General features: G+C 61.9%; 8 protein-coding genes. 4 read left to right on the top strand and 4 right to left on the bottom strand.

Annotation, left to right across the window (positions count from 1 at the left end; all coding sequences use genetic code 11):
* The first annotated feature begins 13 nt into the window (after positions 1-13).
* The 4 genes from AC3WTM_RS00670 (at position 14) to AC3WTM_RS00655 (ending at position 6,621) form a co-directional block, all read left to right on the top strand.
* On the top strand, positions 14-2,533 hold the full coding sequence (locus tag AC3WTM_RS00670; protein ID WP_102669167.1) for an efflux RND transporter permease subunit: 2,520 nt from the start codon (positions 14-16) through the stop codon (positions 2,531-2,533).
* A gap of 6 nt (positions 2,534-2,539) precedes the next feature.
* Positions 2,540-4,318 (top strand): acyl-CoA dehydrogenase C-terminal domain-containing protein, encoded by a 1,779-nt coding sequence (locus AC3WTM_RS00665; protein WP_102669168.1) that lies wholly within the window; start codon positions 2,540-2,542, stop codon positions 4,316-4,318.
* Between the two features lie 24 nt (positions 4,319-4,342).
* Entirely contained in the window at positions 4,343-5,986 is a 1,644-nt protein-coding gene (locus tag AC3WTM_RS00660) for a fatty acid--CoA ligase (protein WP_102669169.1), read from the top strand.
* Between the two features lie 293 nt (positions 5,987-6,279).
* On the top strand, positions 6,280-6,621 hold the full coding sequence (locus AC3WTM_RS00655; RefSeq protein ID WP_102669170.1) for a potassium channel family protein: 342 nt from the start codon (positions 6,280-6,282) through the stop codon (positions 6,619-6,621).
* A 98-nt stretch (positions 6,622-6,719) separates the two neighbouring features.
* Here AC3WTM_RS00655 and AC3WTM_RS00650 read toward each other — a convergent pair whose 3' ends face one another.
* Genes AC3WTM_RS00650 through AC3WTM_RS00635 form a run of 4 tightly spaced genes read right to left on the bottom strand, consistent with a single transcriptional unit; the run spans position 6,720 to position 11,846 of the window.
* A complete protein-coding gene (locus tag AC3WTM_RS00650; RefSeq protein ID WP_102669171.1) occupies positions 6,720-6,941 on the bottom strand; it encodes a formate dehydrogenase subunit delta in 222 nt (73 codons plus the stop codon).
* Positions 6,938-9,814 carry a formate dehydrogenase subunit alpha gene (gene fdhF / locus AC3WTM_RS00645; RefSeq protein WP_102669172.1) on the bottom strand — a complete coding sequence of 959 codons (2,877 nt, stop codon included), beginning with the start codon at positions 9,812-9,814 and terminating at the stop codon, positions 6,938-6,940. The genes AC3WTM_RS00650 and fdhF overlap by 4 nt, the downstream gene beginning before the upstream one ends.
* Positions 9,811-11,370 carry a formate dehydrogenase beta subunit gene (locus tag AC3WTM_RS00640; protein WP_102669173.1) on the bottom strand — a complete coding sequence of 520 codons (1,560 nt, stop codon included), beginning with the start codon at positions 11,368-11,370 and terminating at the stop codon, positions 9,811-9,813. The genes fdhF and AC3WTM_RS00640 overlap by 4 nt, the downstream gene beginning before the upstream one ends.
* On the bottom strand, positions 11,370-11,846 hold the full coding sequence (locus tag AC3WTM_RS00635; RefSeq protein ID WP_102669174.1) for a formate dehydrogenase subunit gamma: 477 nt from the start codon (positions 11,844-11,846) through the stop codon (positions 11,370-11,372). Before AC3WTM_RS00635 ends, AC3WTM_RS00640 begins: the two co-directional genes overlap by 1 nt.
* Positions 11,847-12,508: the final 662 nt, after the last annotated feature.

Raw genomic sequence — 12,508 nt, 5'->3', positions numbered from 1 at the left:
CGAGAACCCAGACATGGGCAACATCAAACAAGACGCCATGCCGGTGATCCGCGAACTGCGGGATTTCGACCACCGCTCCGGCAACCTCCTCGAGCGGCTGGTGTTCAACTACCGTCCGCTGTTCATGCTGCTGATGGCGCTCGCCACCGTGGTGCTGGGCTTCATGGCCGTGACTCGCCTGGAGTTGCGCCCAAGCTTCGAAAAAATGATTCCCCAGAGCCAGCCTTACATCCAGAACTTCCTGGAAAACCGCGCTTCGCTGCGCGGTCTGGGCAACTCGGTGCGCGTGGTGGTCGAGAACACCCAGGGCGATATTTTCGACCCCGAATACCTGGACGTGCTCAAGCAGGTCAACGACCAGCTGTTCCTCACCGAAGGCGTCGACCGTGCGTGGATGAAGTCGCTATGGAGTCCGGCCGTGCGCTGGACCGAAGTCACCGAGGACGGCTTCCAGGGTGGTCCGGTGATGCCCGACACTTATTCGGGGCAGCCTGAACAGATCGAACAGTTGCGCCAGAACATCTCCCGCGCCGGTGTGGTGGGCAGCCTGGTAGCCAGCGACTTCAAGTCGACCATGCTGATCGTGCCGCTGATGGACAAAGCCGCCGCCGGCGGTCAACGCATCAACTACCACGCCTTCTCGCAGATGCTCGAAGAGCAGTTGCGCGACAAGATCGAATACGCCGGTGACAGCGCTGCGCGTAAATCCGGGGTCGAAGGCACCGGTCATTACAAGGTGCGGGTGATCGGCTTCGCCAAACTCATGGGCGACCTGATCGACGGCCTCATTCAAGTGATGATGTTCTTCGGCCTGGCCGTCGTCACGTCGCTGATCATCATCTACGCCTACACCCGTTGCGTGCGCAGCACCCTGCTGGTGGTCGGCTGCTCGCTGGTCGCGGTGGTCTGGCAACTGGGTATCGTCGCCTGGCTCGGCTACGCCATCGATCCGTACTCGGTGCTGGTGCCGTTCCTGATCTTCGCCATCGGTGTGTCCCACGCGGCGCAGAAGATGAACGGCATCATGCAGGACATCGCCCGCGGCACCCACAAACTGATCGCTGCGCGCTACACCTTCCGCCGTCTGTTCATCGCCGGTGTCACCGCGTTGCTGGCCGATGCCGTGGGCTTCGCCGTGTTGATGCTGATCGATATTCCGGTGATCCAGGACCTGGCGATCACGGCCAGCATCGGCGTCGCGGTGCTGATCTTCACCTCGCTGTTGCTGATGCCGGTGGCGCTGTCCTATGTCGGTGTGGGCGCGAAAGCCGCCGAGCGTGCGCTGAAAATCGACAACCGCGCCGAACACCACAAAGGCTTCGGCAAACTGTGGGACCTGCTCGACCGCTTCACCACGCGCAAGTGGGCCACCGGTGCCGTATTGGTCGCAGTGTTGATGGGCATTGGCGGTTTCATGGTCAGCCTGAACCTGAAGATCGGCGACCTGGAAAGCGGGGCGCCGGAGCTGCGCGCCGACTCGCGCTACAACCGCGACAACGCCTACATCACCAGCCACTACGCGCTGTCCAGCGACCTGTTCGCGGTGATGATCAAGACCGCGCCGGAAGGCTGCCTGAACTACAAGACCCTGGTGCTGGCCGACCGCCTGGCCTGGGAGCTGCAACAGTATCCGGGCGTGCAGGCGACCGCGTCCTTGGTCAACGCGGTACGGCAGATCACTGCCGGTACTTATGAAGGCAACCCCAAGCTCAACAGCATCCAGCGCAATCAGGACGTGCTCAACTACGCCGCGCAGCAAGCCTCGGTCAACTCGCCGGAGCTGTTCAACACCGACTGCTCGCTGATGCCGGTGATCGCTTTCCTCAAGGATCACAAGGCGGAAACCCTCGATGCCGTGGTGGCGATTGCCGACAAGTTCGCCAAGGAAAACAGCAGCGAGGATCGCCAGTTCCTGCTCGCCGCCGGTACCGCCGGGATCGAGGCCGCGACCAACATCGTGGTGCGCGAAGCCAACCGCACCATGCTGCTGTACGTGTACGCGGCGGTGACGCTGTTCTGCCTGATCACCTTCCGCAGCTGGCGCGCCACACTGGTGGCCCTGTTGCCGCTGGTGTTGACTTCGATCCTCTGCGAAGCGTTGATGGTGGCCATGGGTATCGGCGTAAAAGTCGCAACCTTGCCGGTGATCGCCCTCGGGGTGGGCATCGGCGTCGACTACGCCTTGTACCTGCTCAGCGTGCAATTGCACTTCCAGCGCCAGGGCTTGCCGCTGTCCCAGGCCTATCGCAATGCGGTGTCCTTCACCGGCCGCGTGGTCGGGCTGGTGGGCATCACCCTCGCCGCTGGTGTGGTGTGCTGGGTCTGGTCGCCGATCAAGTTCCAGGCCGACATGGGCATCCTGCTGACCTTCATGTTCCTGTGGAACATGCTCGGCGCGCTGATCCTGATTCCCGCTCTGTCGTACTTCCTGCTGCGCGAACGGGCAACTCAGCCCGCTTCTGTCGCGGCAACCGAAAACACCGAATCCACTGAACGTCCCGGCATGCCCCATGCCGTGACCACTTCCGAGTAAGCCAAGATGTCTGATTACAAAGCTCCCCTGCGCGACATGCGCTTCGTACTCAACGAGGTTTTCCAGGTGTCCCGGCTCTGGGCACAATTGCCCGGCCTGGCCGACGTGATCGATGAAGAGACCGCCGCCGCCATCCTCGAAGAGGCCGGCAAGATCAGCGGCGAAGTGATCGCGCCACTGAACCGTGCCAGCGACGAACAGGGCTGCACCTGGAACGACGGCGTGGTCACCGCCCCGGACGGTTTTGCCCAGGCCTATCAGGCCTTCGCCGAAGGCGGATGGGTGGGTGTCGGCGGTGATCCGCAGTACGGCGGCATGGGCATGCCCAAGGCGATTTCGGCCCAGGTCGAAGAGATGGTCAACTCGGCCAGCCTGTCGTTCGGCCTGTACCCGATGCTGACCGCCGGCGCCTGCCTGTCGATCAAGGCCCACGCCAGTGAAGAACTGAAAGCCACCTATTTGCCGAACATGTACGCCGGCACCTGGACCGGTTCGATGTGCCTGACCGAAGCCCATTCCGGCACCGACCTGGGCCTGATCCGCACCAAGGCCGAACCCCAGGCCGATGGCAGCTACAAAGTCAGCGGCAGCAAGATTTTCATCACCGGTGGCGAGCACGACCTGACGGAAAACATTATCCATCTGGTACTGGCGCGGCTGCCCGATGCACCGGCTGGTCCGAAAGGCATCTCGCTGTTCCTGGTGCCGAAAGTGCTGGTCAACGCCGACGGTTCGCTGGGTGAAAACAACGCGCTGTCCTGCGGCTCCATCGAACACAAGATGGGCATCAAGGCCTCCGCCACCTGCGTGATGAACTTCGACGGCGCCACCGGCTGGATCGTCGACGCACCGAACAAAGGTTTGGCGGCTATGTTCACCATGATGAACTACGAGCGTCTGGGCGTGGGCATCCAGGGCTTGGCCCAAGGCGAGCGCTCGTACCAGAACGCCGTCGAATACGCCCGTGACCGTCTGCAAAGCCGTGCGCCAACCGGTGCGCAATTCAAGGACAAGGCCGCCGACCCGATCATCGTGCACCCGGACGTGCGCCGCATGCTGTTGACCATGAAAGCCTTGAACGAAGGCGGCCGTGCGTTCTCCAGCTACGTGGCCCTGCAACTGGACATCGCCAAGTACAGCGAAGACGCTCCGACACGCCAGCGCGCGCAGGATCTGGTATCGCTGCTGACGCCGGTGGCCAAGGCCTTCCTCACCGACATGGGCCTGGAAACCACCCTCCATGGCCAACAGATCTTCGGCGGCCACGGCTACATCCGTGAGTGGGGTCAGGAGCAACTGGTGCGTGATGTGCGCATCACCCAGATCTACGAAGGCACCAACGGCATCCAGTCCCTGGACCTGGCCGGGCGCAAGATCGTCGGCAGCGGCGGGGCGCTCTACCGCTTGTTCGCTTCGGAAATCCGCAACTTCACCGCCAACGTTGGCGCTGACCTTGCCGAGTTCATCCAACCGCTGAACGCCGCCGTCGACACTCTCGACGACCTGACCGCGTGGCTGCTGGACCGGGCACAAAACAACCCGAACGAAATCGGCGCGGCCTCGGTCGAGTACCTGCACGTGTTCGGCTACACCGCATACGCCTACATGTGGGCGCGTATGGCCAAAGCGGTCATAAGCGGCGATGCCGAGGACGATTTCTACACCAGCAAACTGGCCACCGCGCGTTTCTACTTCGCCCGGTTGCTGCCGCGTATCCACTCGTTGAGCGCATCGGCCAAGGCCGGCAGCGACTGCCTCTACGAGCTGCAAGCCGATCAGTTCTGATCGTAAGGACAAGGAACCTTAAACATGATGGCGACAAAAATAATTCCGCCCGCCGACGGCGCCTATGCCTACCCCCTGCTGATCAAGCAATTGCTGCTGTCCGGCGTGCGCTACGAGCCGGGCCGGGAAATCGTCTACGCCGACAAGCTGCGCTATAGCTACGAGACCCTCAACAAGCGTATTCGCCGCCTGGCCAATGCGCTGACCGCAGCCGGGGTCAAGGCCGGTGACACCGTTGCTTTGCTCGACTGGGACAGCCACCGCTACCTGGAATGCTTCTTCGCCGTGCCGATGATCGGCGCGGTGCTGCACACGGTGAACATTCGCCTGTCGCCGGAGCAGGTGCTGTTCACCATGAACCACGCCGAGGATGACCTGGTGTTGGTGCATGATGATTTCCTGCCGCTGGTCGAGCAGATTCAGGACCGGCTCACCACCGTCAAGGGCTTCCTCCAGCTCACGGACGACACGGCGCCGAGCACCACGTTGCCGGTGCTGGGCGAATACGAGCACCTGCTGTCCCTGGCTACCGACCAGTATGACTTCCCCGACTTCGACGAGAACTCGGTCGCCACGCTGTTCTACACCACCGGCACCACTGGTGATCCGAAAGGCGTGTACTTCAGCCATCGCCAACTGGTCCTGCACACCCTGAACGCCGTCGGCACCCTGGGCGCCTATCAGGGCCAGCCGCTGCTGCGTTCCGACGATGTGTACATGCCCATCACGCCGATGTTCCACGTGCATGCGTGGGGCGTGCCGTATGTCGCGACCCTGATGGGCATCAAGCAGGTGTATCCGGGCCGCTACGAACCGAACAGCCTGGTCCGGCTCTACCGTGAAGAGAAGGTGACCTTCTCCCACTGCGTGCCGACCATCCTGCAGATGATCCTCAACTGCGAGGAAGGCAAGGCGACCCGTTTCGACGGCTGGAAAATGCTCCTTGGCGGCAGCGCGCTGACCCTCGGCATCGCCAGCGAAGCCAGTGCCAAAGGCATGGTGGTGCATGCCGGCTACGGCATGTCGGAAACCTGCCCGTTGCTGTGCCTGACTTACCTGCGCGACGAAGACTTGCAGCTATCCGCCGAAGCCCAACTGCCGATCCGCATCAAGACCGGCACGCCGGTGCCGATGGTCGATCTGAAAATCATCGACGCCGACGGCAATGACGTGGCCCACGACGGCGAATCCCTGGGGGAGATCGTGGTGCGCGCGCCGTGGCTGACCCAGGGCTACCTGAAAGCCCCGGACAAAGGCGCGGAGCTGTGGCACAACGGCTGGCTGCACACCGGCGACATGGCCTCGATCGACAAGCTGGGCGGCGTGGAAATCAAGGACCGCATCAAGGACGTGATCAAGACCGGCGGTGAGTGGATCAGCTCCCTGGAACTGGAAAGCCTGATCAGCGAACACCCGGGCGTGATGTCTGTCGCCGTGGTGGGCATTGCCGACGAACAATGGGGCGAACGCCCGATGGCCATGGTCGTTTGCGAGCCCGGGCAATACCTCGATCGCAAGATTCTGGAGACGCATTTGCAAGCTTTCGTCGACGGCGGGCGCATCAACAAATGGGCGATTCCAAAGCAGTTCAAGTTCGTTGCCGAAATCCCCAAGACCAGCGTCGGCAAGATCAACAAGAAGCTGATTCGGGAAACTGAAGCGAGCTGACACGAACTGACCCGAACACTGTAGGAGCGAGCTTGCTCGCGATGGACTCAAGGGCACCGCGTTTATCCTGTAAACACGCGTTATCGTTGACGACCATCGCGAGCGAGCTCGCTCCTACAACGAATTCAACAGTGGGCGGTTTCTGGATAGTTTGCGGGGCGTCATCTTTGTCATAGTTCTCGTCAGAGATAACGCCCCGTTAGTCGCAGTTTTCAGCGCTTGTGCCAAGCTGAACGGGGTATTAGCGCCGTGCATTCAACTGCAGGTCAGTCAAACCCCAGGAAGCCCATGCCATGAACCTCGCCCGTGCATCAAACGTCCGCCACGAGTTCTACAAAGCCGTCTGGTTCTATTTAAAAGTGGTCTGGCCGATCTTCTCGATACTGCTTTTGGTGATCATTGCGTTCGGCCTCATCATCGCCCACCTGGAAGGCTGGGGCCCGTTAGACGGTATCTACTTCGCCTTCGTGACCGGCCTGACCATCGGCTATGGAGAGCTGGTGCCCAAACTGGGTGTGTCGCGAGTACTGGCGATCCTGCTGGGTTTCAACGGCGTACTGATGACCGCGACATTCGCGGCGATCAGTGTCCGGGCCATTGAAGTGACGGTGACGGCGTCACGCAAAGATGTGTAGGAGCGAGCTTGCTCGCGATGGTCGTCAACGATAACGCGCAAATCCAGGATTAGCGCGGTGTTTTTGAGTCCATCGCGAGCAAGCTCGCTCCTACAGTTTTAGGCGTCCCAACCCGCCCCGCTCACCGCAGCCTGTACCAGCGGGTGCAAGTCTGCCCCTTGATGTTCCGTCTGCCAGGCCAGCAACTCCTTGCGCATGCTGGGCGCCCAGTACATCTGCATATGATTGCGCACGCTGAGCACCGCCTGTTGCTGGTCCGGCTGGCTGGCAAAGTACTGGGCGATCTGGTTGGCCATCTTGATCAGGTTTTCCGTGCTCATCGGCGTACCTCCGCTTTGGCGCCACGGCCCCGGTCCTTGAGCAGACGATGCTGTTCATCGCTGAATTCCTGGAAGCGTTTTTGCCACTCCGAAGGGTGATAAACGCGGCTGACCTCCACAGCGGTGACCTTGTACTCCGGACAGTTGGTGGCCCAGTCCGAGTTGTCGGTGGTGATCACGTTGGCGCCCGACTCCGGGAAGTGGAACGTGGTATACACCACGCCCGGGGCGACCCGTTCGGTGATCCGCGCACGCAGCACGGTTTGCCCGGCGCGGCTGCCGATACCGACCCAGTCACCTTCATTGATGCCACGGCTCTCGGCGTCGGTCGGGTGGATTTCCAGGCGGTCTTCGTCATGCCAGGCGACGTTGTCGGTACGCCGGGTTTGGGCACCGACGTTGTACTGGCTGAGGATGCGCCCGGTGGTCAGCAGCAGCGGATAGCGACTGTTGACCTTTTCCTCGGTGGGCACGTAGCCGGTGAGCATGAAGCGCCCCTTGCCGCGCACGAACTCCTCGATGTGCATGGTCGGCGTGCCGTCCGGTGCCTCGGCGTTGCACGGCCATTGCAGGCTGCCGTGGCTATCCAGTGCGGCGTAGCTGACGTTGGTGAAAGTCGGCGTCAGGCTGGCGATTTCATCCATGATTTGCGACGGGTGCGTGTAGTTCATCGGGTAGCCCAACGCATTGGCCAGGGCCACCGTGCCTTCCCAGTCGGCCTTGCCGCCCAGCGGGTCCATGACTTTGCGTACCCGCGAGATACGTCGCTCGGCGTTGGTGAAGGTGCCGTCTTTTTCCAGGAACGAACTGCCCGGCAGGAACACATGGGCGAACTTGGCGGTTTCGTTGAGGAAAATGTCCTGCACCACCACGCACTCCATGGCCGACAAAGCGGCGGTGACGTGCTGGGTATTCGGATCGCTCTGGGCGATGTCTTCGCCCTGGCAATACAGGCCCTTGAAACTGCCGGCCAGGGCCGACTCGAACATGTTGGGGATGCGCAGGCCCGGGTCGGGTTGCAGGGTCACGTTCCAGGCCTGTTCGAACTGCGCCCGCACCACCTCGTTGGAGATGTGCCGGTAGCCAGGTAGTTCGTGGGGGAAGGAGCCCATGTCGCAGGAGCCCTGAACGTTGTTCTGCCCCCGCAGCGGGTTCACGCCAACGCCTTCGCGACCGATGTTGCCGGTGGCCATGGCCAGGTTGGCGATGCCCATCACGGATGTACTGCCCTGGCTGTGCTCGGTAACGCCCAGGCCGTAGTAGATCGCCGCATTGCCACCGGTGGCATACAGGCGCGCAGCGGCACGAATGTCGGCAGCGGGTACACCGCAGATCGGGCCAAGGGCTTCCGGCGAGTTTTCCGCGCGGCTGACAAACTCACTCCAGATCGCGAAATCGCTACCCTCGCAACGGGCGTCGATAAAGGCCTGGTTTTGCAGGCCTTCAGTGATGATCACGTGGGCCAAGGCATTGAGCATGGCGACGTTGGTACCAGGGCGCAGCGCCAAGTGATATTCGGCGCGGGCATGCACCGTATCCACCAGATCAATGCGCCGTGGATCGATGACGATCAGCCGCGCGCCTTCACGCAGGCGGCGCTTGAGTTGCGAGGCGAACACCGGGTGGGCGTCGCTGGGATTGGCGCCCATCACCAGGATCACGTCGGCCTGCATCACCGAGTCGAAACTCTGGGTACCGGCGGACTCGCCCAGGGTTTGCTTCAGGCCATAACCGGTCGGCGAGTGGCAGACCCGCGCACAGGTGTCGACGTTGTTGTTACCGAAGGCGGCGCGCACCAGTTTCTGCACCAGATAGGTTTCTTCGTTGGTGCAACGGCTGGAGGTGATGCCACCAATGGAATCGCGGCCATATTTTTGCTGCAGACGGCGGAATTCGCTGGCGGCGTAAGTCACCGCTTCATCCCAGCTGACTTCCTGCCAAGGGTCGCTGATGTGCTTGCGGATCATCGGCTTGGTGATGCGATCCGGGTGGGTGGCGTAGCCCCAGGCAAAGCGCCCTTTGACGCAAGAGTGGCCGTGGTTGGCCTGGCCGTTCTTGTCCGGAACCATGCGCACCAGTTGGTCGCCTTTCATCTCGGCGCGGAACGAGCAGCCCACCCCGCAATAGGCACAGGTGGTGATCACGCTGCGTTCCGGCTGGCCCAGCTCGACCACGCTTTTTTCCATCAGCGTCGCGGTAGGGCAGGCCTGCACACAGGCACCGCAGGACACGCATTCCGAATCGAGGAAGTTATCACCGCCAGCAGCGGCCACGCGTGATTCAAAACCACGCCCGGTAATGGTCAGGGCAAAGGTGCCCTGGGTTTCTTCACAGGCGCGCACGCAGCGGTTACAGACGATGCACTTGCTCGGGTCGTAATCGAAGTAGGGGTTGGAGGTGTCTTTCACGTCCTCCAGATGGTTCTCGCCTTCATAGCCGTAGCGCACTTCCCGCAGGCCGACCTGGCCGGCGACGGTTTGCAGTTCGCAGTTGCCATTGGCCGAGCAGGTCAGGCAGTCCAGCGGGTGATCGGAGATGTACAACTCCATGACATTGCGGCGCAGGGTCGCGAGCTTTGGCGTCTGGGTATGCACGGTCATGCCTTCAGTGACCGGCGTGGTGCAGGACGCAGGGTAGCCGCGCATGCCGTCGATCTCCACCAGGCACATGCGGCAGGAGCCGAAGGCTTCCAGGCTGTCGGTGGCACAGAGTTTGGGAATGGTGGTGCCCAGCAGCGCGGCGGCGCGCATCACCGAGGTGCCTTCGGGCACGCTGATGCTGCGGCCATCGATGTTCAGGGTGACTTGCACCTGGCTGTCGCGGGCGGGTGTACCCAGATCGATATCGGTTTTCGGGTCGAAGAGAGTGATCATTGCTCGGCCTCCGAAGGCTGCAAGCCGAAGTCGGCGGGGAAGTGCTTGAGGGCGCTGGCGACCGGGAAGGAAACCATGCCACCCAATGCACACAGCGAACCGTATTGCAGGGTGTCGCAAAGGTCCTTGAGGATGATCACCTGCTCATCGCGACCGCTCGCGTCTGGCGCGGCGAGCAGGCGATCGATCACCTCCACGCCACGGGTCGAACCGATGCGGCACGGCGTGCATTTGCCACAGGATTCCTCGGCGCAAAACTGCATCGCGAAACGCGCCATGTGGGCCATGTCCAGGCTGTCGTCAGCCACCACCACACCACCGTGACCAAGCATGGCGCCGATGGCCGTAAAGGCTTCGTAATCCAGCGGTGTATCGAATTGCGAAGGTGGCACCCAGGCGCCGAGGGGGCCGCCAACCTGTGCGGCCTTCAGCGGCCGGCCACTGGCGGTCCCGCCGCCGTAGTCTTCCACCAGCTCCCGCAGGGTCAGGCCAAAGGCCCGTTCCACCAGACCGCCATGACGAATATTGCCCGCCAACTGGAAGGGCATGGTGCCCAGAGAACGGCCCATGCCGTAATCGCGATAGAACTGCGCACCCTTGGCCAGAATCAGCGGCACCGAGGCCAAAGTCAGCACGTTGTGCACCAGCGTCGGCAGGCCGAACAGACCCTTCAAGGCAGGAATTGGCGGCTTGGCGCGAACGATCCCGCGCTTGCCTTCGAGGGAGTCCAGCAACGCGGTTTCTTCACCACAGATGTAAGCACCGGCACCGACTCGCACTTCCATATCGAAGGCCTGGCCGCTGCCGCCGACATTGGCGCCGAGGTAACCGGCATCTCGGGCGATGTTCAACGCCGCACGCAGCGTGGCCACAGCATCGGGATATTCCGAGCGAACATAGATGTAGCCGTAAGTGGCCCCGACGCAGAGACCGGCAATGGCCATGCCTTCGATCAGTAGGAAGGGGTCGCCTTCCATCAACATGCGGTCGGCGAAAGTGCCGGAATCGCCTTCGTCGGCGTTGCACACGATGTACTTCTGCACAGCTTCGGTAGCGCGCACGGTGCGCCACTTGATCCCGGCGGGGAAGGCCGCGCCGCCACGGCCACGCAGGCCCGAATCGAACACCGCCGTCGCGGTCTGCTCGCCGCCAAGGGCGATGGCCTGGGTCAAGCCCTCGAAACCGCCATGAGCGCGGTAATCCTCCAGTGACAGCGGCCGGGTAATACCAGCACGGGCGAACAACAGGCGTTGTTGAGTCTTCAGATAAGACAATTCTTCCACCAGGCCCAAGGCCAGTGGGTGGCTGGACGGCTCGCCTTGCAACGCATCGAGCACGGACGGCACATCGGCAGCGGTCAGCGGGCCGAAGCCGATACGGCCTTGCGGGCTGTCCACTTCCAGCAGCGGTTCCAGCCAATACAGGCCGCGCGAACTGGTGCGCTGTAGCTCCAGCGTCAGATTGCGTTCCTTGGCCTGAGAGATCAGGGCCACGGATACCTCATCGGCACCGACGGCACGGGCTAGCGAATCACAGGGCAGATAGAGAGTCGGCATCACGCGTCCTCCCGGCAAGCATCGAGCAAGGCATCCAGACGCTCAGCGCTCAAGCGCGCATGTACCCGTCCATCCAGCTCCAAGGCAGGCGAACAGGCGCAGGCACCAAGGCAATACACCGGCCGCAAACTGATGCTGCCGTCGGCGCTACTGCCGTGGTCGTCCAGTTGCAGACGATCGCGCAACTGCGCGGCCAACTGCTCGGCACCGCGACTCTTGCACGACTCAGCCCGACACAGCCGCAGGATATGTTTGGCCGGCGGCGCGGTACGGAAGTCATGGTAAAAACTGATCACCCCACGAACCTCCGCCTGACTCAGATTGAGGGCATGAGCAATCTCGGGGACGGCGACATCGGGGACGTAACCGATGCGTTCCTGAATATCATGAAGAATGGGCAACAGCGCACCCGCAGAGCCCTTGTGGCGCTCCAGCAGACTGTTGACCACAGGCAGGTGCAAACTCTCATCAGGCATACAGCATTCCTCACGGTCACGGACAAACCAGAGGGTCGTCGGTTGTCCGAAAGTGTCGGCGGCGGCACTCATACCACGTCACGGAATCGTGGCATTTTCAGGCCGTTGGCCAGGGCACCCTGGGCGGGCATCTTGTTGTGCCCGGCGCGGTCTTCGCCGCACATCGGTAAGGGCATAAAAGCCAGATTGCCACGCCGCCTTTGATTTATCCGCACCAGAGCGACGTGTTTGGTTCTGTCTACGACTATCCATTAAGTCTAGATGAGCGAGGCAGGGACCGTTCACGCACTGGCCTACCGATGGGGGATGTATAGCAAGCGTTGCCAGTGAGAAACAGCATCAGATCGGTGGGTAATTCCAGGGGGCAGATGCGCTGATCCACTCCGCAGCCCCCCTGTAGGAGCGAGCTCGCTCGCGAAAAACCCAAGGTATCCACGTGTTCCGCTGAATACATGCCCAGACAACATTCACACTACTCTGCCCAGACCACTGTAAAAGGCAGCTATTCCCAGTAACAAAGTGCCAAATCCCGCATAAACCCTGGCCTTTATCGCGTTTTCTGTGACACCGACGTTTACATGGTCATCAGGCTACACCAGCATCCATCCCAATCGCGCCCGGTCCCCGGTGCTGGCATAGTCCAGCATAACGTTCGGGCCTTC

This window comes from Pseudomonas sp. EU05-FHT14B02 (genome assembly GCF_058791055.1).
The sequence above is the reverse complement of the archived record's forward strand: the minus strand, read 5'-3'. Positions and strand labels throughout refer to the sequence as shown.

What these genes read in the sequence shown, in the direction of transcription:
- fdhF (WP_102669172.1), bottom strand. Translation starts at nt 9,814, where the DNA reads ATGATCACTCTCTTCGACCCGAAAACCGATATCGATCTGGGTACACCC.
- AC3WTM_RS00640 (WP_102669173.1), bottom strand. Translation starts at nt 11,370, where the DNA reads ATGCCGACTCTCTATCTGCCCTGTGATTCGCTAGCCCGTGCCGTCGGT.
- AC3WTM_RS00650 (WP_102669171.1), bottom strand. Translation starts at nt 6,941, where the DNA reads ATGAGCACGGAAAACCTGATCAAGATGGCCAACCAGATCGCCCAGTAC.
- AC3WTM_RS00660 (WP_102669169.1), top strand. Translation starts at nt 4,343, where the DNA reads ATGATGGCGACAAAAATAATTCCGCCCGCCGACGGCGCCTATGCCTAC.
- AC3WTM_RS00665 (WP_102669168.1), top strand. Translation starts at nt 2,540, where the DNA reads ATGTCTGATTACAAAGCTCCCCTGCGCGACATGCGCTTCGTACTCAAC.
- AC3WTM_RS00670 (WP_102669167.1), top strand. Translation starts at nt 14, where the DNA reads ATGGGCAACATCAAACAAGACGCCATGCCGGTGATCCGCGAACTGCGG.
- AC3WTM_RS00655 (WP_102669170.1), top strand. Translation starts at nt 6,280, where the DNA reads ATGAACCTCGCCCGTGCATCAAACGTCCGCCACGAGTTCTACAAAGCC.
- AC3WTM_RS00635 (WP_102669174.1), bottom strand. Translation starts at nt 11,846, where the DNA reads ATGCCTGATGAGAGTTTGCACCTGCCTGTGGTCAACAGTCTGCTGGAG.